We start from the raw sequence: 20,560 nt of genomic DNA, 5'->3' as shown, positions 1-20,560 counted from the left end.
GTGCCGCTTTAAAAGCACGGCATAATCACATATGTAAAAGAGAGGAATCGAATTAGATTCCTCTCTTTTTTATAAAAAGTATGTATCTGTTAATTTAAAAAACTAAATCGTATAATTGTTTTTTCTACTAACCCTCAAATTAATGATTAGCCATATAACTTGAATAAATATCGGTATGATAAACGCGATTAATAAAACAATAAGTGATATTGATTTAATTTCGGATGTTTGAGTAACACCAGCACCATCGACATCTCGTAGCCAAATAATAGCTGCCCACACTCCAAAAAGGATAATCCAAAATATGTTACCAATCCACCAAGAAATCCATCGTTTTTTCATGTTAGCACCCCTTACATTTACCCTCTGTTAAAAGTATATTTTCATACGTTACATTTATAATGAAATAACTCTAAAATTAATTTTTTTTAACTGTATATCTAACTTGCTTAAAAGTTATCATCTCTCCATCTTTATTATCATCCTTAGTCTGCAAAAGTTGAACTTTTGGCTTATAGTCTGTCCTATGAGCATCATTGATACCTGTAATATCAAGTTTGTAGGATTCACTATTCTTTATTTTTTGTTCCAATACTTTTTTATTAGCGACATAAATAAAAGTTACTTTATTTTCATCAATACCTTCCGTCTTAATTTCTAATTCATTATCTTTTGTTGTAATCGTTGGTGTTAATAATTCCATACTTCCGTTTCCGGTTTCTAAAGAATTTTCTGCTATAGTTGAACATCCTGATAATATGATTCCGATGAATAGAAGAACAATTAATTTCTTTTTCATAACATCCCCCAATTTCAAGTGATTTTTGATTTTGGCATTGCTAAACTGCTAGTGTGGAGCGTAAATGTTTAGCTAGTACTCATTTCAATTGTACCATAATATGTAAAATGTAACAGGGTGTATATCCAGTTTAAGAGAGATTGAAAAGTTTACTTATTGTTGTAAATCAGTATTTTTACAGTAGATATATATTTTCTTTCGAAAGCGGTGTTGTTAAAATCATTACGAATTGGATATCCAAATATATGATGAAATGTAGATAGGAGAAAGAACTTAATACGAAGTGAACTTATTGTTTATGGAAATTAAAATTGTTACATTTTAAAATAATAATATGGAATAGATGAATTCATTCACTTCGGAGGTAGTTACTTGAACATTAACGAGAAGGCAATTGAAATGTTTGAACAAAATGAATATGAGAAAGCAATGGAACTATTTCAACGAGCGGTACATGAATCTAGAGGTGTGCAATCTCTCAATAATCTTGCTTGGATGTACTTTTATGAGGAAGAGGATGATGCTAGAGCTCTTGAATTAATAAAAGAAGTTGTTAAGTTGAATCCTTCCTCATACTTTCCTTATAACATCTTAGGGGAAATTTACATAAAATAAAAAAAGTGGGAAGAAGCGAAAGAAGTATTACAAAAGTCTATTTCCATTCAACCATCCAATGAAGCATATCACAATGTAGCTGTAGCTCATTATAACCTTGGAGAGCTGGAAAAAGCTTCGGAATTTTTCTTGCGAGTTGCAGGGGATTCGGACTATATCATGTATAGCTATGTAAAATGTTTAATTGATTTAGGGAGAACGACAGAAGCGAAAGAGAAGTTAGATACTTTTAACAGGGAATCTGATGATCTTATAGGAGAAATTCATGTAGCAGATTTATATGTCGAGTTGAATTGCTATAAAGAAGCAATTGAATGGTTCGAAAGGGGATACAAAGAAGTTTGGAAAAGCCCCAATTGGATTGGTAGATTTGTTTATGCTCTATATAAAGCTAATAATTTCACGCGTATAAATGAAGTGATACGGGAATCTATCGAAGCGAAAACAGCAGAAATAGAAGATGTTCAGACTGAAGAAGTAGAAGAAAACTGGACAGAAAAAGATAAGAAAGAGTTAATTGAGGAATATACAGAAGAGAATAATTGTTATAAAACAATGATAGAACGTATCAAATCTGGATATGTTCCAGGGTTAGAATTTGAAACTTGTCATATAGGGGGGGCTATTTATTTGGTTGTAAAAGACATAATCATCTTGAATATGAAGAATAAAGAGATTCGACTGTCAAACATGACGGTCGAATTTTTTTATTATAGGTTGCTTGTCTAAAGGTACCATCTCGACTGAAATTTGTTAAAGATGTTTCGTATCATTACATAGGTATATATCCTCCTTAGGTAATCCTTTTTTTATATTTAAAATATGTAGTGAAATAAAACCAATAAGTCCTATTCCGCTGAAAATAAGCCATGGTGTATACATTCCGTTTAAGTTGGATGTAAAAGATGTACCGGTATAATTACCGATGATAAAACCAAATGCGAGTGATAGTTGATAGAATCCGAAGTAAGTAGCTGTATATGATTCGTTACTGTAATTTGCAATAGCGATATCAGCGTTAGGTAATACGAGTGTTTCACCAATTGTAAATAAAATTACACAAATAAATAACCAATAGGGGTGCTGGAATAAAGGGATGAGTAAAAAGGAAATGCCCATTAATAAAATACCGTATTTAATAATCGACAGCGTGTTGTATTTGTGAAATAGTTTTCGAAATAACACCATAAATATAACGCCTGTTATTGCATTTATCGTAATAACGAGTGTAGCAAGCTGGTTGCTATTACTAATGTTTTTCATATGAAGTGGAAGTGCGACAGTAAGCTGAGTAAACATAATATAGAAGAAAATCATGATAAATGAAAACAGAAGAAAAGGCTTGTTTTGTAAGATAGCCTGTATTCCTAATGTAATAGATGTGTTTTCAGTAGTGACTTGGAAGTGATTTTTAAGTAAGTAAAAGATAAAAGCGAATAACAGCATAAGTGATCCTGTTAGAAAGAAAGCATAGATGGAATCGAGTAAGAGTAAGAATCCTCCTGCAATTGGTCCAATTATTGCACCGCAATTAAAACTCAGGTTTAAATATGTAAATAAATTTTTTCTCATATGAGCTGGTTGTGAGCCGAATATGGCGCGAGCAGCAGGTTCGTAAAATGCGGTTCCGAAGCCAATAAGTGCAGAAGAAATAGAAATTGTATAGAAATCAGAGCATATTCCTAAAGCGATAAATCCGATTCCTCTTAAAAATAATCCGGCTATCATCATGATGATATAGCCTATTTTGTCAGCAATTAACCCTGAGAATAATGGGATAACTCGTGATGTGATGGTCATAACCGTCAATACTGTTCCTACTTGGACAGCAGAAAAATGAAGAAAGGTTAATAGATAAATAGCTAAAAATGCGTATACTGCAAAATACCCAAAAGACATAAAGAATGAAGAAATAAGCATGAAACGTATCGGTATTGAGAAACTTTTCATAAAACTCCTCCTAATATTGTAACCGGTAAAATCATTTAATGGTTAACTATTTTATATTATAATTATACATAAAGTCAGAAAAAAGTAAATTTTAAGAAGAAGGTGAATGGAATTGAATCAGAACGCACCACATGAATTAGAATATATTCGAGAATTTTTAAATACATGGAGAATACCAAATGATACGAGAGAAGCAATTGATTTGCTGCAAACAGAAGATAATATAAAGCAATTTATGAATAAATATTTTCATGAAGAGTTTCCGTTTCATACGATAGAGGAATTAAGAGGTTTTCGAGAAGATATTCGGATGACAATTGAAGGCGAAGGATCATTGCAAAAATGGTTAGAAAAATACCCATTTCATGTACATATAAAGGAAGATATGAAAGGTATTACATATGAACCAGTATATGAAGAGAATGTGTATACAAAAGTATTAAACATTGTGTTAATGTCAATTCAAGAAAATGTGTGGGGAAGGTTAAAAGCATGTCCGGATTGTCGCTGGGTATTTTATGATCATTCGCGAAATGGAAGTAAAAGATGGTGCGGTATGTATGCTGGAGAAGAAGGAGGAAGAGCATGCGGTACGATTGCGAAAGTGAAAAACTACCGGGCGAAGAGAAAAGGGCGATCTGGTTATGATATGTAATTAATATTAGAGAAAGCAAAATGGATGGGGGAATGTAGAATATGAAAGGTACGCAAATGTTAGCTTTAAATAAAAAGTGTTGGGATACAGTTGCACCTTATTTCTTTCAAGTGGATTGTTTACCGAAATATGGACCGTATACGGCGTCTGAAGATGAGATTCATTTGTTCGATTCAATTAAAGATAAAAAGGTACTTAATATTGGATGTGGAAGTGGGCATTCGTTGTAATATATGGCGGAACAAGGGGCAGAGGAATTATGGGGGCTTGATCTTTCGAGTGCACAAATTGAAATAGCGAATAAGACGTTAAAGGATTGGAATCCAAAGTTAATATGCGGAGCAATGGAAGAGGAAGGAGATATTCCGAAAGGGTATTTTGATATTGTATATTCCATTTATGCATTAGGTTGGACTTCGGATTTAAGAAAAACGTTGGAACTGATTTATTCATATGTAAAGCCAAGAGGAAGTTTTATTTTTAGTTGGGAGCACCCAGTATATTCAAACTTACAGTATGGTACAGAAGAAGTTGCTATAAAGTCTTCTTATCATGAGCGCCTATTACGTTTGAAACATTTAAAGGAGAAAATGTACAAGCGACATTATATAAGAGAAAAATAAGTACATACATAAATGAGTTAAATAGAGTGGGATTTAAAATTGAGAGAATAGAAGAGCCTGAACCATCGAGCTCGTTTGATGAAGAACTAGCTGAGCCGTCTACGAAATATTATTCTTTATATAAAGCTAGAATGGTGCCGACTACTTTTATTGTGAAGGCAAGAAAATGAAAAATACAGCGCACGCTTTTTTAGTGTGCGCTGTATTTTGTTAAAGGTCAGTACTTATCTTTTTGGTTGAAAAATATGTTGGAAAAAGTATTTGTGATGTAAGTTATCTACAACTTTATTTGCTTGATATGTGCGGTGTTGTTCGAGTCGAAGTCTTTGCTCCATCATTTTTATTGCGTGATCAGATAAACGTAACATAATACATCTCTCCTTTTCTATAAATATAGGTCTCTAAAATGATATCGATTCCAGATTTTATAGTTAAGGAGGTATACTGTGTAACATAGGCAAAAAGCACCTTCCTCTCCCATTACGCTTACGAGGTTAGCTGTCGGACTCGGGAAGTGAGAGTATCCCTACTTAAAAAAGATTCGCCCCAAGTAGCATTGCTACAAAAATGGTTCCCCCGCTCCAAAATTTGGACTCAGCAAAAGGTATTATAAAGTAAAAGATAACATAAATAAACTAATAAGTCAAACTATTTTATGTTTTCCGTCTCTTTAGTTGTGTAAGAATCATACGATCGGTAATTGTTATATCGGTTACTTCAATGAAGCCGTGTTTTTTATATAATGCAATAGCAGGGGTATTCGCTTTACCTGTTTGTACAATATATGCCATGGAAGAAGGGAACATGTTAAATATATAACTTAAGAGTTTCGTTGCAATTTCTTTTTGAAAAAAATCAGGCGATACAACTAGTCGGTGAATATCAATTAGCTGTTCTTCTTGCATAAAAGAAATAAAGCCGACAAGTTTATTTTCAGAAAAATATCCATAGAATGTTTCACCGCAATTTTGAATATCGTTTACAGTATCATATAAACGGGGGATTGCAGTACTGTTTAAATAATCTGCTTCAACTTTATAAGATGGAATTTGAACTTGTAAAATGGATGATGCAACTTCAAAAGAAGTGGCATTTAAATTAAGAATCATAGATAATGAAGCCTCCTTTGAATATGGTATATTAATATAATTGATTTTTGGGTAAGTTTGACAATGATTTTCTTTTTTGCATATAATATATGTATCTCCATACATATAATGTCCTTGCGTTTATTTTTATAGCAGAATATGGTTAGTGTAAATGAATTAGTAATCTTATATGAGAGTTTTGTTACTCTTGTATTTGATCATACAAACTATAATAGAAATGGAGGACTAAAAATGGGATGGATTATCACATTAATAGTTGGTGCTATTATAGGTGCAATTGCTAGTTCTATAACAGGTAAAAATTTCCCAGGTGGTATGTTCGGAAATATTATCGCAGGTTTATTAGGTGCTTCGTTAGGTGGTAGATTATTTGGATCTTTTGGGCCATCATTTGGTGGAATTCATGTCGTGCCAGCATTATTAGGAGCAATCGTATTAATTCTTATTGTATCATTTGTAGTGAAAGCTGCAAGGAAATAAAGATATAGATAATGATGAAAAGCCCTGAGTAAGGGCTTTTCATCATTCAAAGAGGTGGTTTCATTGGAAAAAGTAAATATAAGAAAAAGAGACAAGTTAAAAAAGTTTTTTAGGGAACAAAATTATTTAGCAGTGTTACTTGGATTTGCATTATTGTTCATTAACATATTATTGCTAACAAAAATTTCTTTCGTTTTTACTCCGTTTATCGTCTTTTTAAAAACAATATTCTTCCCGGTATTATTAGCCGGAGTGCTATTTTATATCTTGCACCCATTCGTTTCACTTTTAGAAAAGAAAGGTGTTTCAAGAATCGTATCGATAGCCTCGATATATTTAATAGTACTAGGATTATTTGTGTTTTTAGTTGTAACGGTTATCCCTATTATTAAAGATCAAATTGATGCATTAATAGATAACTTACCGTATTTCGGTCATGAAATCGAACGAGCAGCACGTAGATTTGGGGAAAGTAATTTACTTGGTAAAATTCAGGAGAATTTAAATATTGATGTAGCGAATATAGTAAAAGACTATACAGTTGATTTTACAAAGTCATTATCATCAGTAACTGGAAATGTAACTGGATTTTTAAGTACACTTACAGAAGTTGTTTTAACATTTGTCATGGTTCCGTTTATATTGTTCTATCTATTAAAAGATGGTGAACAATTACCGAATCACTTTTTGAAGTTTATTTCAGAGCAAAGACAACCGGCAGCAATGAGAATACTAGATGATATGCATTATGCGATTAGTTCGTATATAAGAGGGCAAATTATCGTTAGCTTGTTTATCGGTATCATGCTATTAATTGGCTATCTTATTATTGGTATTAAATATGCGGTATTACTTGCTATTTTAGCGATGATTGTAAATATCGTTCCGTACGTAGGTCCAGTTATTGCAATAACTCCAGCGTTAATTATCGCATTTATTGACTCGCCAGGAATGGTTTTAAAGGTAATTATCGTTATGATGGTTGTGCAATTAGCAGAAGGTAAGTTTATCTCCCCGCAAGTAATGGGGAAAAAGCTAGATATCCATCCGATTACAATAATCTTTATCATTTTAACTGCTGGTAATTTATTCGGTATTATGGGGATAGTTTTAGCAATTCCAGGATATGCGATATTAAAAGTGTTAGTTACACATGGTTATAGATTTGTAAAATTGAATACGTAAAAAAAGAGCTAAAACAGAGAAAACTGTTTTAGCTCTTTTTTATTAATAATTGATTTGCGTATTGGCGTGCCCATTGATCAGCTTCTAATATAGCATCGAGTGAAGGATCTTTTACGTTATGATGAGCTTCAACTGTATTGTAAATTGTTTTTTCGATATCAAAAAATGCAATTTCATTTTTAAGAAATAGTGCATTTGCAATTTCGTTCGCTGCATTTAATACGGCTGGAGTTGTACCGCCAATTTTGCCACATTCAAATGCGTATTGTAGACAGGGGAACTTCTCTAAATTTGGTTTTTCAAAATGCAAACTACCAATTTCTAATAAATTTAATTTTTCATAGGATGAAGGTAGTCGAGTAGGGTAGTGAAACGCATATTGAATCGGCATTCTCATATCAGGAGCACCGAGCTGTGCCATGACTGATCCATCAATAAATTCCACTAAGGAGTGAATGATACTTTCTTTATGAATCATAACATCAATTTTTTCATAAGGAATATTGAACAGCCATTTAGCTTCCATCACTTCAAACCCTTTATTCATTAACGTGGCAGAATCTATCGTTAGTTTTGCTCCCATTAACCAGTTTGGGTGTTTTAAAGCATCTTTCGCTTGTAATGTTTTCATTTCTTCACGTGTTTTATCACGAAAAGCGCCGCCAGAAGCTGTGACAATTAACTTCTCAATCTCTTTATTATTTTCTCCGTTTAAACATTGGAAAATAGCTGAATGCTCACTATCGACTGGAATTAGGCGGCATCCGTTTTGTTTCGCTAGTTCAGTTACGATATGACCAGCGGCAACTAAAGTTTCTTTGTTAGCGATGGCGATATCTTTCTTCGCCTTTAATGCTTCAATTGTTGGGAGTAAACCTGAAACACCGACAACTGAACTTAATACAAGATTTGTATCAGGATGGGTAGATACTTCATTTAAACCATCAGTTCCATATGTAATTTTTGTATTTGTTGAAATACGAGAACGTAATGTGTCCGCTAATTCTTTTGTCGCTACGCTTACAATACGAGGCTGAAACGATTCAATTTGTTTTTCGAGAAGATCGATATTATAATTTGCGGTTAAACCGACGATTTTAAAATGTTCAGGATGAGCGGAAACGACATCTAATGCAGATGTGCCAATGGATCCTGTTGAACCTAAAATGGATATATATTTTACCATGAAAAAACCTCCAAAGTTGTTTCGATTACTTCTGCAAACCTATATATTATTAGACAATTAAGGTGGAAATTCCTGCTATATAAAACAGAAAATTAGGGTTTAATTGGAAAGGGAATGTGATAAACTGTAAAAAACGAAAAAGCAATGAAAGAGAAGAGTACATGTTCAAAACTTTTCAGAGAGCTGATATGTGGTGGGAATCAGTAAGGGATGAATATGGAATGGGCTCTGGAGCTTCTAACTGAAATGAGTAGGTAAAGACGGTTACTTCACGTTATCGAAGTATGAAGTGAGCTAATGATAGCTAATAAAGGTGGTACCGCGGGAGTCTCTCGTCCTTTTTAAGGATGAGAGACTCTTTTTGTTTTTTATTTTGAGAAAGGAGGAGTTAGTATGAGCGAAAAAATAATGTTAACAGGAATTAAACCAACGGGTTATCCGCATTTAGGAAATTATATTGGTGCAATTAAACCTGCATTGCAAATGTCAAAAAATAATGAAGGAAAAGCATTGTACTTTATAGCTGATTATCATGCGTTAAATGCAGTGCATGATCCAGAGAAGTTCAGTAGTTATACAAAAGAGGTAGCAGCTACATGGTTATCACTCGGACTTGGAGAAGATGTTATTTTCTATCGACAAACAGAAGTGCCAGAGATTTTGGAATTAGCTTGGATATTAGCTTGTCTAACTCCGAAAGGGCTTATGAATCGTGCCCATGCATATAAAGCGAAGGTAGAGCAAAATAAAGAAGCGGGATTAGAAATTGATGCAGGTGTGAATATGGGGTTATATACGTACCCGATTTTAATGGCGGCTGATATATTATTATTTCAAGCTACTCATGTACCTGTTGGAAAAGATCAAATTCAGCATATTGAAATTGCTCGTGATATTGCGACGTATTTTAATCATACATTTGGCATGACATTTACGCTTCCAGAGTATGTAGTGCAAGAAGAAGGGGCAATTTTACCTGGTCTTGATGGAAGAAAAATGAGTAAAAGTTATGGGAATGTTATCCCGTTATTTGCAGAGCGAGAAAAACTACGAAAGCTTATTTTAAAAATAAAAACAGATTCTTCACTTCCAAATGAACCGAAAGAACTAGAAACGTCATTTACAATCTATAAAGAATTTGCGACAAAAGATGAAATTCAGTCAATGCGTGAAAAATATGAAACTGGAATCGGATGGGGCGATGTAAAAAAAGAGTTATTTCGCGTTGTAGATCGTGAGTTAGCAGGACCTCGGGAAAAATACGCAACGTATATGAATGAACCGCATTTACTATATGAAGCGTTAGAAAAAGGTGCTGAGAGGGCAGGGACTATTGCGAAGGTGAATTTGGTGGAAATTAAAAAACGGATTGGATTTGAGAGGGAACGCTGAGCGTTCCCTTGTTTTTTCTATATGAATTTTAATTATTTATTCGTTATATCTACATGCAAAATGAGGAATTCGCATCTTCTTTCTAAATTTATTAATTGCACATTTTAAAAAGTATGTTAATATAGGGATGCTTATTAAAAGTGTTTAATAAGTGTAATTAAAGTCGCTTATTAAAGAGGTTTAATAAGTAGGACTCATTTGATTACAAAGGAGATGATTCTATGAAAACGGAAAAAGAAAAGATGTTGGCGGGAGAAATGTATATTGCAGATGACGAAGAATTAGTGGCTGATAGGGTGGAGGCAAAACGTTTAACACGCCTTTATAACGAGGCAATGGAGACAGGAGATGAACAACGTTTTACGTTATTAAATCAGCTTTTAGGTTCTTCAGCTGATGGGAAAACCCACATTAATCCTGATTTTCGTTGTGATTATGGTTACAATATCCATGTTGGAAAGAGCTTTTTCGCAAATTTTAATTGTGTGATTTTAGATGTTTGTGAAGTTCGAATCGGTGATAATTGTATGTTTGCACCTGGTGTTCACATTTACACTGCTACGCATCCGTTGCATCCAGTAGAACGGAATTCTGGCAAAGAATATGGGAAACCTGTAAAGATTGGTAACAATGTTTGGGTTGGCGGGGGAGCTATAATTAACCCTGGTATTTCAATTGGAGACAATGCTGTAATTGCTTCAGGAGCAGTTGTGACAAAAGATGTACCTAGTAATGTAGTTGTTGGTGGTAACCCAGCCAAAGTTATGAAAATGATAGACTTATAGAAATCGTTTTTCACGGATGATTGAATAAACTGGTGTCGTATTGTATAGACAATGTTAAAGGTGTTTCATATGAAGAAAAATAGTGCGGACAATCATACAAAGACATTACTTGCCTCTCGAAACGCTCTTTTTCTCTTATTTGCTTTGCCAGGTGTCGCGTTTGCTACATGGATTTCTAGAACAGCAGCGGCGCGAGATATTTTAGCAGTTTCAAATGCAGAAATGGGCTGGATTTTGTTCGGTTTATCTGTCGGTTCAATAATTGGTTTACTGAGTGCAAGTCATTTTATTGACTGTAAGGGAGCTAGAGACGTTATTATAGGCAGTATGTTTTTAATAATTGTTGGATTACTTTGTTTAAGTATTAATATTTATTTTGTTTCTAGCATAGGGGCTTTTGGTAGCTTGCTAGTATTTGGAGTAGGATATGGGTTGGCAGAAGTCTCATTGAATGTAGAAGGCTCTTCAATAGAGCAGAAATTAGGAATGGCACTTCTACCGAAATTCCACGGTTTTTTAGCGTAGGAACTTTAGTAGGCGCGCTCAGTGGCACTGTCGCCGCCTCGCTTCACATCCCAATCCTGTATCAGTTTCTTGCGATTTCGGCCGTGTTTTTATTACTTGTATGTATGGTGTATCGTTTTCTTCCGCACGGAACAGGAAAGAAAGAGAAATCGCAGAACAAAAAGCGAGCGAAGCGTACTTCCTTACGTATGGAAAAAAAGGTGCTTTTAATTGGTCTTTTTGTGCTTGGAATGGCATTTGCAGAAGGAAGTGCAAATGATTGGCTGCCTATCGTGATGGTAGATGGACATCAGCAAAGTGTAGTGACAGGTTCTATTATGTACACAATTTTTGTATTGGCAATGACGTTAGCTCGTATGTGTAGTAGTTATTTCCTTGATCGATTCAGTCGTGTCGCTGTCGTACGTGCTACTATTATGGTGGCGATTATAGGAATTTTAATCGTAATATTTGGGAATAACTCGTATTTTCTAGCAGTTGGTGTAGTGCTGTGGGGGATTGGTGCGGCGCTAGGTTTCCCAATTGGTCTTTCTGCTGCTGGAGATGATCGTGAAAATGCGACTTCTAATGTTGCTGCAGTTTCTATCATCGGTTATACAGCTTTTTTAGTCGGACCACCATTTTTAGGTATACTAGGGGAATCGTTCGGAATACGTAATGCCTTGCTAGCTGTTTTATTATTTGTTCTCTTATCTGGAATTGTATCGTCTGTTACGAGAGAGAATAAATCGAGCTAAACAAGGAGTGCATGCAGTGGAAATATATCATCTCTATTGCTTTAGAAAATGATGTGTGATATATTGTCAACGCAACTTATTAAAAGTGTTTAATAAGTATGTTGATTAAGGTGGTGAGCGATTTGAGTGAACAATTTGTTACTCAAAAATCGATTAAAGAGACGATCCTTCGCGGCATTCGTACAGCTCTTTTAGAGCGAGGTAGTGCAACGAAAGTTGAACTTAGTAATACATTAGAAATCAGTTTTCCAACGATAAGTAAATTTATAGAAAATATGAAACAAGACGGTGAAGTCACTTTAGTCGGTTTAGATGATTCAAGTGGTGGAAGAAGAGCGAAACGATATGCTTATAATCCGGAATATATGTTAGGTTTAGCGATATTTTTAGAAAAAAATGAGACAAACTATACGATTTTTAACTGTTTAGGGGAAGTAAAAGAAAAAGGAAGTACTTCAAGTGTATTAATTGATACTGGCGTAAACCTATTATCTAAACATATTGAAAGTCTTATCGCTACATTCCCGAAAATAAGCTCTATATCAATTGGTGTGCCCGGTTCGGTAGATAATGGTCGTATTTTTTATATACCTGGTTATGAAAAGTTCCAAAATTTTAATTTAAAAAGTCATTTGGAGGATCTGTTCTCTATACCTGTAGTAATAGAGAACGATATGAATGCCGCAGTGCTTGGTTATTATAAAAACACTGGAAACCATGACAATTCCTCTCTTGTATATTTGTATTCAGGTCAAAATGGTCCAGGTGCGGGTATTATGATAAATGGGGATGTAGTCCGAGGAAGTACATTTTTCTCGGGAGAGATATCTTTTGTTCCGCAGTATGATAATAAAAATTTCTTACAAGCTTTGAGAAGTGGAGATGAAGTGAGAGATTCGAATAATCCAGAGGAATATAATATAGATGCTATTACTCGATTAATTTCTACATGTATAGCTATTATTAATCCACATGCGTTTATTTTCTGTGATGATGAAGTGAATCAATTTGTAATAGATCAAATTGTAAAAAGTTGTCCACAGTACATTCCGGCGGAACATATTCCGAAAATAACAGTAAGCGATTGGGAAGAAGATTATTTATATGGATTAAAAAGCCTTGGACTTGATCTTATGATTACAAGAACAAGCAAAGAAAATTAAATATCAAATTGTTGGTTGAATACCATAAAAAGAAAAGGTGTCGATTATGAGAATTGAACATGTAGCAATTTGGGTGAATGATTTAGAAGGCATGCGTGATTTCTATAAACAGTACTTCAATGGTGAAGCGAATGTATTGTATCACAATCCGAAAAAAAAGTTTGAATCTTACTTTATAACTTTTGAAGGTGGTGCGCGTCTAGAACTTATGAGACAGGTAGGGATAGACGATGTAATAAAAAAACAAACAGTAGGATATGCGCATATGGCATTTTCTGTAGGTAGCAAAGAAAAAGTAGACCAATTAACGGATAGGTTAAGAGAAGCAGGATATCCTCTGTTAAATGGCCCACGCACTACAGGAGATGGTTATTATGAAAGTGTAGTAAGTGATCCTGAAGGAAATCAGATCGAGATAACAATCTAACATTTTATTTACTAATAACGAATAAAAAATATAAAACTTTGTTGTTCCCCAAAATGTTTAAGAGAAAGCTATTATTTCTTCAGAAAGGGGGACATAACATTGAGTGAGTTAATTTTTATTTTCTGTATATATCCATTGCTTATTTGTATGTTTTCAATAGCTGTGACATATAAAATAGGTACATTTTACGCGATGCCAATGGTAACATTTCTTATTTTTCTTATGTTCAATGTTACATTGTACGATCCATCATTTTTCTTTTGGGTGGGCATGTATACTGTTTTTTCATTCATTATTTCTTATATAACTATTTTATTTGTAAAGGGATATAAAGCTGTAGAAAAAGAACGTTAAATCATCTAATTATTTTTTGGGGAAATAGGGATTTACGGTGAACGATAACAACCTCATTTCACGTTGTAATGACGAGAAATGAGGTTGTTATATTTTTATATAAAATATAAGGTACTTATTTTGTAATGTTTTTTAATTAGAGTGCTGAAACTCTTTAATAATCCGCTCAATGACTGGATGAAGAGTAATAGGCAACCTATCAAGCGGAAAAAAGCGTAATTCTTTTGACTCAGCTTGATCACATATAAGTTCACCGTGGAATTCTCGGCAAATATAAATAACGAGTACACCGTGTACTTGATCGCCGTTTGGATAGATTTGAAAAAAATCTGGTCCTGAGTATGTACGGAACAGTTCTGGATTTTTAATGATAAGCCCAGTTTCTTCAAATACTTCTCGTTTTAAAGCATCTTCTAACGTCTCGTTATATTCTAAGGCACCACCAATAATACCCCAACGGTTAAAGTCTGTTCGGAGCTGTAGTAATACTTCATTTTTCTCATTTAATATAATGGCGTGTGAGCCTATTAATATAAGTGGATGATTTCCTACTAGATTTCTTACGTCTTCAATATAACCCATAATTTTTCTCCTTGTATTTAATAATAGTTTGGAAGTTCTTTTAACATTTTTTCTGTTTTACGTGCTGTATAGGCTAAGTTATGATCATCTTTTGTTCTAAAAAATAATGTACGTAAAAAGGTTTTAATGTTGGCACATAAAATACAATACTCATTAAGCGAAAGGCGTTTTCTAATTTGAGGAAGCCTTTTTATTTTTTTATAAATAATTGAAATTAACTCATCTTGCTGGAAGTCATGATACAGCATGGATATTAATGGCGTAACAATACGCTCATCTTCGTTATTATGAAAAATATCAGATGGAATGAAGATTTTATTTAATAAACAATGAATGAGCTCTTCATACCACTCAAAAGTCGTATGTGAATTATGAACAATTTCAGTGAAAGCATCAGATACGTGGGCGATACAATGAGCCCATCCTTTATTTTCGATATATCCTCGAAAGTCCATTTCTAAGTTTGTATATGTAATAAGTTTATTTTTTATCTCTTCAATATCCTCTTCTGTAAAAAAGTAGTGAGAGTTAGCGAATTGAAGTATTAACGCAATTAAAGAAACAGTGTAAGAACGTGTGAAAACCCCATCTGTATGTGGGGAGTAAATGTCACAATATAAATACTCATCACTTAAACATGTTTGCAACAGTAATTTCAGCTGATCGTCCATAAGGAATTCATGATGAATGAAATGCGCAAAACATTTATATATAAGTTGGTAACGAACGTAACTATCAGTCGTTCCGATGTACTGAAGCATGTTCAAAGTTAACTCATTTACATTTATATGATGCAGTTGCGTATAGTCATTTTGTTGTATAAGCTCTAACTGTTGTTGCAATGCTGTAATATCCAATGGAGAACCTCCTCCGCACTTTAAAGATGCGATCTTTTCTAGTATTCTATATATTCAAGGACAATCCTGCTCATGCAAGGAGAACCATTAGAAATTCGAGTATGACATAGATGAGGGAAGAATATGACGACAATAGAACAGTTAGAAAAACATTTTAAAATAAGAAGAAGTGCTTCTTCTATCATGATAAAAGAAAATAATGCAGAGGCTTTTACAGAAGAGCAATTAAAAGAGATCATGCAATATTGCGTTGCTGAGGCTGAAAAAGAGGGGGTAGAAAAATTACATTTTGAGATCTCTTCAAAAAGTCCAAATTATGATGTGTATAAGAAATGTTTTGAAACGTATTCATTTGAATATGTTACTGAAAACATGATTGTATTTAAGGATATATATGAAGTAGAAGATGTAGAAAGTGAAATTGATTTTAAGCTGATTGAAGAAGTAGGAGAGGATACTTTTTATTCTTTTTGGAACGAAATGACGGAAGAACAAGTCGACTATAATCAATTTGTACATATGATGGAACAAGAAATTGGTGAGCAATGGAAAGAACATTGTTTAACAGCAGTTGCAAGCGAAGAGCCAATAGGAATTGTAATCCCGCATATTGAGAAAGGTACGTTAGAAGAAGGGAAACTTATGTATTTCGTAATGGCTCCAAATATGCGAAATAAAGGGTACGAAGCAGCATTCTTTACAGGTGCAATGTTTGTCTTAAAGGAAATAGGTGCATCTTATTATATTGGCGAGACAAATGTACAAAATGAGTGGATGAAGGATGTTTTTGGGAAGAATGGATGTCAGCTGCTTAGTTCTATTGAGCGATATGTGAGGAAGTTTTAGGAGGATGAATGATGTACTCTCTCGAACTCATTTCGAGGCAATCCGTGTACAAATTATGAACAAGTAAAAGAACTTTTTGCCTGTTTGTAAGATAAAAAGAAAAATGAGAACGACAAAGTAGATATTCCTATAATACAATAGAGAAAGATTCGATTATAAGAGAAAGCGTTGGTGAAAGAATGGAGCAGCAAGAAAATTGGCTACAAGCAACTGTAGAACGAAATGAAGATAATATGTTACATATAAAGTGGGAAAATAATATAGAAGAAGTACGCATTTATTGGAGTACTTCACCAGATTATATTGAAGAAAATGGAGAATTACTTGTAACTGTAAACGGGGAATCATCATGCACTATTGAAAACCCGAGTGAAAATGAACGCCCATATTTTAGACTAGTAGGAAATAATGGACAAGCAGTGACAGTAGCTGAGCGTAGATTGCCACTACAAGGAGCGTTTAATTTCCGTGATATGGGAGGATATGAAACGACAGAAGGCCGTAAAGTAAAATGGGGCAAATTGTACCGTTCTGAAGAATTAGCGGGACTAACAGAGTGGGATATTGCGTATTTACAGAAGTCTGGATTAAAGTTAATCTGTGATTATCGTACAGACTTTGAAGTGAAGCATAAGCCAAATCCAGAGATTACAGGTGCTCGTCAAGTATGCTTACCAGTTATGCAAGACTTGGCGAAAGACTTAAATATAAATGAGTTTTTCCAAGTTGGTGACCTTTCTCTGTTGGGGAAACCAGGTGAATATCTTGTGAAAATGAACCAAGATTTCGTAAGTGGTAACGAGGCGTTCGTGAGCTTCTTACAACTTGCACAAAATCCGGAAAACTTACCATTAGTAAACCACTGTACAGCTGGAAAAGACCGTACTGGATTTGGATCAGCATTATTACTACTTCTATTAGGTGTGCCAGAAAAAACAGTAATGGAAGATTATTTACTAAGTAACGGTTTCCGTGAAAAATTAAATGAAAAAATGATGGCCTTTTTAGGTGCAAAACTACAAAACGATGAGAGTAGAGCGATATTAGGTGCAATGTTTGAAGCACGCGCCGAATATTTACAAGCTGCGATTGATGGAATCCATAAGCAATACGGATCAGTTGAAGCATACGCTGAAAAAGCTCTTGGCTTTACGAAAGAGTCGTTAGAGGAAATGAAAATGTTATTGTTAGAAGAAAAATAAGAAGAAGGGAGGCTGATTTGGATTAGCCTCCTTTTATTATTATTGCTATAATTTTGTTTATGAGGATGTTGTGCACCGAGGAGAAAATGGATGAAAAGAACTTACGAATCGGGGGATAAAATGATCCATACACGTTTAAAAGCAGAGGAGTTAAGGGAAAGTTTAACAACAATATTAAGTCAAGAATATAAGGAATTAGCTGTGCAGGATTTAAAGGTGATTGGAACGGGAGTGCAAAATATTGTTTTTCGCGGAGATTCAGGAAAGGGACCTTTAGCATTTCGAGTGCCGTGGGAAAGAGAAGTAGAAAATATAAATGAAGATTTATTTAATAGTCGGATTTCGTTGCAAAAGGAAGCAGAGCTTTCTAAGTATTGTCATTCAAAAAGTATTCCAGTACCAAGTATACACAGATTGCATCTTTCTACCGAACTTGATTTTTTAATATCGGATTATGTGGCTACGGATCATATGCCAATTTCGGCATACGAAATAGGGAAGTTAGTCAGCAAGCTTCATAGTATGCCAATTGAAGGTTTACATTACGAGCAGAATATTAAAGAGCCAATTAGTAAGTATATAGCGGAACGCATTGTGAAACGAGTAGAAGGTTTTAATACAATTACGAATTGTGGTATTAAACTTCCAGATGCACAAACAATTGAACATATTCTTAGTACAGCTAATCATGTAAAGTGTTTATTACATATGGACATTCGACCAGCCAATTTAATTGGGTATAATGGAGAAGTTAAAGCAATAGTTGATTGGGATAACGCTTTAATTGGTCATCCGTTATTGGAGCTTATGAGAATAGCTGAAACAAATGAGGTTAGTTGGGATGAATTTAAAGATGGATATAAGAATGATAGTATCTTTAATGCTACCCCTCATATTGTTAATTTATTTTATAGACTAGATACAGCGGTCATGCTAGCAAACTTATTTATAGCAGATTTGAAAATAAAGGATAAAGGTGTATTCTATAAAGAGCGAGTCAAAGCACTTTATAATGAAATATATAAAAGTTTATAATGAAGCTATGAAAATGAAGTTTTGAAAATAGGAATTGAGGAGAACATCATGAAATACAACGTTATATTATTCGACGTAGACGATACATTATTAGATTTCCCTGAAACGGAAAGAAACGCATTACATAACGCGTTTGTACAGTTCGGCATGCCTACAGGGTATAATGATTATCTTGCAAGTTATAAAGAGATTAGTAATGGGTTATGGAGAGATTTAGAGAATAAAATGATTACGCTAAGTGAATTAGCGGTAGATCGATTTAGACAATTATTTGCACTTCATCATATAGAAGTAGATGCGCAGCAATTTAGTGATGTATACCTTGAAAACTTAGGGAAAGAAATACATCTTATTGAAGGTGCAGTGCAATTATGTGAAAATCTACAAGATTGCAAGCTAGGTATTATTACGAATGGATATACGAAGGTGCAACAATCGAGAATTGGAAATTCGCCTTTACGTAACTTCTTTGAACATATTATTATTTCTGAAGAAGTGGGGCATCAAAAACCAGCACGTGAGATTTTTGATTATGCGTTTGAAAAGTTTGGGATTACGGATAAATCAAGTGTACTAATGGTTGGAGATTCGCTAACTTCTGATATGAAAGGCGGAGAAGATTACGGCATTGATACGTGTTGGTATAATCCGAGTTTGAAAGAAAATATGACGGGTGTTAAGCCGACTTATGAAGTGGAGAGTCTGCTACAAATTTTAGAAATTGGGGAAGTGGCGGAAGAAAAGGTAGCTTCATTTTAATTGTGCTGATATTTGTCGAAAAATCGATATATTGAAAAAATCGTTGATATATTGTAAGTTGTGATAGATATATTAGAAAAATCGTTGATATATTGTAAGTTGCGATAGATATATTGAAAAAATCGTTGATATATTGTAAGTTACGATAGATATATTAGAAAAATCGCTCATATAAGTTCATATACTAAGATATAGAATAAAAAATAGCGCTACTATACAAGGTCATTCACGTGTTATAATGCGTGAATTAAATATACGTATATAAATAGTTTCTCAGAGTAATGCGATGTCATGTATGATTAGTGTAACAACTAGAGGTGAATAAAGGATGTTAACGTTTTTATTTGAGTTAGACAAAAGTCTCCCGCAGAAGGATGAGTCACGGTATGATGCTTATTCAAAGGGCTTTATCGAAGGAGATGTAACGATTTGCGCGAGTGAAAGAGTACTTTTTCAAAAGTCATGCATGAAGGTTGCAGAGCTCGGCATTTATTTAGGACAGTGGATGGAACAAGTTCAATACGGGCAGAACGTACATATGAATTATGAAACGGCTGACCGTGATGAGATAATTCTTGGTTTTTCCTATGAAGAGGAAAATCAGTGGAGAATTTATTCCAGTTGGCAACAATTTGAACTTCAGGAACGTATATCTACTACAGCATTAATAGAGAGCGTTGGGCGTTGTTTATATGAGCTAAATAAGGAACTGCGTGCGATAGAATATCCTGTGACGTTTGATCAGTACTTAAGAGGAGAGCGAATGATGCAGCTTTCTTACAAACGACCGTGTGATAGTAAAGCGGATACAATATCAATAGAAGTTTATAATGAAAGCAAACAAGTAGGCGTAGTACGGGGCTACTATAAAAATACGTTGATGAGAGTACTAGACTTCATTCCAAAAATCGGTAGTAATATCATTTATGAAATAAAGGATAGTAAGGATAATATTCGCGTCATTGCAAAGGATGTAAGTAGGCAGCGCCAAAGAAAGATTTTAGTAACGTACAAAGATAATAATGATGCAGAGCATGAAATACTTGTATGTGACGGAAAGTTATTAGACGCAAATTTCTTATTTACCTTTACATATAAGAGAGAAGAATATGTTGTTCACAAAACTTCAATTGGGCTTGGAAAGTTATTACGAAAGGGCTATGTAATCGCAGATTGGAATATTCGTCTTGAGGAAGATATGTATTACATCGAGATGAATGTGTATGATGATGATTATATAGAGGATCAATACTTACTGTTAGGCGTATTTCATGCAGTTTTATATGGATAATCA

21 protein-coding genes, 3 pseudogenes, 1 riboswitch and 1 other annotated feature are annotated in these 20,560 nt (G+C 34.1%); of the genes and pseudogenes, 16 read left to right on the top strand and 8 right to left on the bottom strand.

All coding sequences use genetic code 11. The features are described from left to right. Positions 1-102: 102 nt before the first annotated feature. Positions 103-342 carry a DUF3923 family protein gene (locus ACUN26_RS13250; protein ID WP_000747675.1) on the bottom strand — a complete coding sequence of 80 codons (240 nt, stop codon included), beginning with the start codon at positions 340-342 and terminating at the stop codon, positions 103-105. 76 nt (positions 343-418) lie between these two features. Next, positions 419-799, bottom strand: a complete 381-nt coding sequence (locus tag ACUN26_RS13245; protein WP_000727885.1) for a hypothetical protein — start codon at positions 797-799, stop codon at positions 419-421. Between the two features lie 372 nt (positions 800-1,171). On the opposite strand from ACUN26_RS13245, the pseudogene ACUN26_RS13240 reads away from it, so the two are divergent. After that, positions 1,172-2,085 (top strand): annotated as a pseudogene (locus tag ACUN26_RS13240) (tetratricopeptide repeat protein). A gap of 82 nt (positions 2,086-2,167) precedes the next feature. On the opposite strand, the gene ACUN26_RS13235 reads toward ACUN26_RS13240, so the two are convergent. Then, a complete protein-coding gene (locus tag ACUN26_RS13235; RefSeq protein WP_000834837.1) occupies positions 2,168-3,364 on the bottom strand; it encodes an MDR family MFS transporter in 1,197 nt (398 codons plus the stop codon). Positions 3,365-3,476: 112 nt separating this feature from the next. On the opposite strand from ACUN26_RS13235, the gene ACUN26_RS13230 reads away from it, so the two are divergent. Continuing rightward, positions 3,477-4,019, top strand: coding sequence for a CGNR zinc finger domain-containing protein (locus ACUN26_RS13230; protein ID WP_002093554.1), 543 nt, complete (start codon positions 3,477-3,479; stop codon positions 4,017-4,019). Positions 4,020-4,060: 41 nt separating this feature from the next. Then, positions 4,061-4,812: pseudogene (locus ACUN26_RS13225) on the top strand (class I SAM-dependent methyltransferase). Positions 4,813-4,866: 54 nt separating this feature from the next. Here ACUN26_RS13225 and ACUN26_RS13220 read toward each other — a convergent pair. Together ACUN26_RS13220 and ACUN26_RS13215 are read right to left on the bottom strand one after the other, a co-directional pair. Beyond that, positions 4,867-5,010: a hypothetical protein gene (locus ACUN26_RS13220; RefSeq protein WP_000945246.1), complete on the bottom strand. Its 144-nt coding sequence runs from the start codon at positions 5,008-5,010 to the stop codon at positions 4,867-4,869. 99 nt (positions 5,011-5,109) lie between these two features. Further along, a riboswitch (cyclic di-AMP (ydaO/yuaA leader) is annotated at positions 5,110-5,252 on the bottom strand. A gap of 43 nt (positions 5,253-5,295) precedes the next feature. Further along, positions 5,296-5,751 (bottom strand): GNAT family N-acetyltransferase, encoded by a 456-nt coding sequence (locus ACUN26_RS13215; protein WP_445540880.1) that lies wholly within the window; start codon positions 5,749-5,751, stop codon positions 5,296-5,298. A 231-nt stretch (positions 5,752-5,982) separates the two neighbouring features. Between ACUN26_RS13215 and ACUN26_RS13210 the strand changes: the two genes are divergently transcribed. Beyond that, on the top strand, positions 5,983-6,231 hold the full coding sequence (locus ACUN26_RS13210; RefSeq protein WP_000539733.1) for a GlsB/YeaQ/YmgE family stress response membrane protein: 249 nt from the start codon (positions 5,983-5,985) through the stop codon (positions 6,229-6,231). A 63-nt stretch (positions 6,232-6,294) separates the two neighbouring features. Continuing rightward, positions 6,295-7,416 carry an AI-2E family transporter gene (locus ACUN26_RS13205; protein ID WP_000416922.1) on the top strand — a complete coding sequence of 374 codons (1,122 nt, stop codon included), beginning with the start codon at positions 6,295-6,297 and terminating at the stop codon, positions 7,414-7,416. 28 nt (positions 7,417-7,444) lie between these two features. Here ACUN26_RS13205 and ACUN26_RS13200 read toward each other — a convergent pair whose 3' ends face one another. Continuing rightward, positions 7,445-8,602, bottom strand: a complete 1,158-nt coding sequence (locus ACUN26_RS13200; RefSeq protein WP_000241778.1) for a 1-deoxy-D-xylulose-5-phosphate reductoisomerase — start codon at positions 8,600-8,602, stop codon at positions 7,445-7,447. 135 nt (positions 8,603-8,737) lie between these two features. Beyond that, positions 8,738-8,945, top strand: a binding site (T-box leader). A 50-nt stretch (positions 8,946-8,995) separates the two neighbouring features. Here ACUN26_RS13200 and ACUN26_RS13195 point away from each other — a divergent pair. The 6 genes and pseudogenes from ACUN26_RS13195 to ACUN26_RS13170 all read left to right on the top strand — a co-directional run bounded on the left by ACUN26_RS13195 (position 8,996) and on the right by ACUN26_RS13170 (position 13,985). After that, complete coding sequence (locus ACUN26_RS13195) at positions 8,996-9,994, top strand: tryptophan--tRNA ligase (RefSeq protein WP_001290874.1); 999 nt, start codon at positions 8,996-8,998, stop codon at positions 9,992-9,994. A gap of 221 nt (positions 9,995-10,215) precedes the next feature. Next, the gene (locus tag ACUN26_RS13190; RefSeq protein WP_000845607.1) at positions 10,216-10,779 is read left to right on the top strand and encodes a maltose O-acetyltransferase; all 564 of its coding nucleotides are present in this window, start codon (positions 10,216-10,218) and stop codon (positions 10,777-10,779) included. A gap of 69 nt (positions 10,780-10,848) precedes the next feature. Further along, positions 10,849-12,041, top strand: a pseudogene (locus ACUN26_RS13185) (MFS transporter). Positions 12,042-12,163: 122 nt separating this feature from the next. After that, a complete protein-coding gene (locus ACUN26_RS13180) occupies positions 12,164-13,204 on the top strand; it encodes an ROK family transcriptional regulator (protein ID WP_000003043.1) in 1,041 nt (346 codons plus the stop codon). A 46-nt stretch (positions 13,205-13,250) separates the two neighbouring features. Further along, positions 13,251-13,631, top strand: a complete 381-nt coding sequence (locus ACUN26_RS13175; protein WP_001217527.1) for a VOC family protein — start codon at positions 13,251-13,253, stop codon at positions 13,629-13,631. A 99-nt stretch (positions 13,632-13,730) separates the two neighbouring features. Then, positions 13,731-13,985, top strand: a complete 255-nt coding sequence (locus tag ACUN26_RS13170) for a YbeF family protein (protein ID WP_001292223.1) — start codon at positions 13,731-13,733, stop codon at positions 13,983-13,985. A gap of 132 nt (positions 13,986-14,117) precedes the next feature. On the opposite strand, the gene ACUN26_RS13165 is transcribed toward ACUN26_RS13170, so the two are convergent. Next, positions 14,118-14,567, bottom strand: coding sequence for an NUDIX hydrolase (locus ACUN26_RS13165; protein WP_000540494.1), 450 nt, complete (start codon positions 14,565-14,567; stop codon positions 14,118-14,120). Positions 14,568-14,584: 17 nt separating this feature from the next. Further along, complete coding sequence (locus tag ACUN26_RS13160; RefSeq protein WP_000355436.1) at positions 14,585-15,424, bottom strand: DUF2785 domain-containing protein; 840 nt, start codon at positions 15,422-15,424, stop codon at positions 14,585-14,587. Positions 15,425-15,547: 123 nt separating this feature from the next. Between ACUN26_RS13160 and ACUN26_RS13155 the strand changes: the two genes are divergently transcribed. From ACUN26_RS13155 to ACUN26_RS13135, 5 genes are all read left to right on the top strand, one after another. Beyond that, entirely contained in the window at positions 15,548-16,270 is a 723-nt protein-coding gene (locus tag ACUN26_RS13155; protein ID WP_000207394.1) for a hypothetical protein, read from the top strand. Positions 16,271-16,449: 179 nt separating this feature from the next. After that, entirely contained in the window at positions 16,450-17,472 is a 1,023-nt protein-coding gene (locus tag ACUN26_RS13150; RefSeq protein ID WP_000437654.1) for a tyrosine-protein phosphatase, read from the top strand. Between the two features lie 90 nt (positions 17,473-17,562). Continuing rightward, the gene (locus tag ACUN26_RS13145) at positions 17,563-18,507 is read left to right on the top strand and encodes a phosphotransferase family protein (RefSeq protein WP_000831897.1); all 945 of its coding nucleotides are present in this window, start codon (positions 17,563-17,565) and stop codon (positions 18,505-18,507) included. A 48-nt stretch (positions 18,508-18,555) separates the two neighbouring features. Further along, positions 18,556-19,266 (top strand): YjjG family noncanonical pyrimidine nucleotidase, encoded by a 711-nt coding sequence (locus tag ACUN26_RS13140; protein WP_000876835.1) that lies wholly within the window; start codon positions 18,556-18,558, stop codon positions 19,264-19,266. Between the two features lie 328 nt (positions 19,267-19,594). Then, the gene (locus ACUN26_RS13135) at positions 19,595-20,557 is read left to right on the top strand and encodes a tubby C-terminal domain-like protein (RefSeq protein ID WP_000955128.1); all 963 of its coding nucleotides are present in this window, start codon (positions 19,595-19,597) and stop codon (positions 20,555-20,557) included. Positions 20,558-20,560: the final 3 nt, after the last annotated feature.

This window comes from Bacillus sp. WC2503 (assembly GCF_052682895.1).
Note: the sequence above shows the minus strand (reverse complement) of the source record. Positions and strands in the feature narration are given on the sequence as shown.

Bases quoted from the DNA above. Each gene is read 5' to 3' on its own strand.
- ACUN26_RS13250 (WP_000747675.1), bottom strand. From the start codon at position 342: ATGAAAAAACGATGGATTTCTTGGTGGATTGGTAACATATTTTGGATT.
- ACUN26_RS13245 (WP_000727885.1), bottom strand. From the start codon at position 799: ATGAAAAAGAAATTAATTGTTCTTCTATTCATCGGAATCATATTATCA.
- ACUN26_RS13235 (WP_000834837.1), bottom strand. From the start codon at position 3,364: ATGAAAAGTTTCTCAATACCGATACGTTTCATGCTTATTTCTTCATTC.
- ACUN26_RS13220 (WP_000945246.1), bottom strand. From the start codon at position 5,010: ATGTTACGTTTATCTGATCACGCAATAAAAATGATGGAGCAAAGACTT.
- ACUN26_RS13215 (WP_445540880.1), bottom strand. From the start codon at position 5,751: ATGATTCTTAATTTAAATGCCACTTCTTTTGAAGTTGCATCATCCATT.
- ACUN26_RS13210 (WP_000539733.1), top strand. From the start codon at position 5,983: ATGGGATGGATTATCACATTAATAGTTGGTGCTATTATAGGTGCAATT.
- ACUN26_RS13200 (WP_000241778.1), bottom strand. From the start codon at position 8,602: ATGGTAAAATATATATCCATTTTAGGTTCAACAGGATCCATTGGCACA.
- ACUN26_RS13195 (WP_001290874.1), top strand. From the start codon at position 8,996: ATGAGCGAAAAAATAATGTTAACAGGAATTAAACCAACGGGTTATCCG.
- ACUN26_RS13190 (WP_000845607.1), top strand. From the start codon at position 10,216: ATGAAAACGGAAAAAGAAAAGATGTTGGCGGGAGAAATGTATATTGCA.
- ACUN26_RS13175 (WP_001217527.1), top strand. From the start codon at position 13,251: ATGAGAATTGAACATGTAGCAATTTGGGTGAATGATTTAGAAGGCATG.
- ACUN26_RS13165 (WP_000540494.1), bottom strand. From the start codon at position 14,567: ATGGGTTATATTGAAGACGTAAGAAATCTAGTAGGAAATCATCCACTT.
- ACUN26_RS13155 (WP_000207394.1), top strand. From the start codon at position 15,548: ATGACGACAATAGAACAGTTAGAAAAACATTTTAAAATAAGAAGAAGT.
- ACUN26_RS13150 (WP_000437654.1), top strand. From the start codon at position 16,450: ATGGAGCAGCAAGAAAATTGGCTACAAGCAACTGTAGAACGAAATGAA.
- ACUN26_RS13145 (WP_000831897.1), top strand. From the start codon at position 17,563: ATGAAAAGAACTTACGAATCGGGGGATAAAATGATCCATACACGTTTA.
- ACUN26_RS13140 (WP_000876835.1), top strand. From the start codon at position 18,556: ATGAAATACAACGTTATATTATTCGACGTAGACGATACATTATTAGAT.
- ACUN26_RS13135 (WP_000955128.1), top strand. From the start codon at position 19,595: ATGTTAACGTTTTTATTTGAGTTAGACAAAAGTCTCCCGCAGAAGGAT.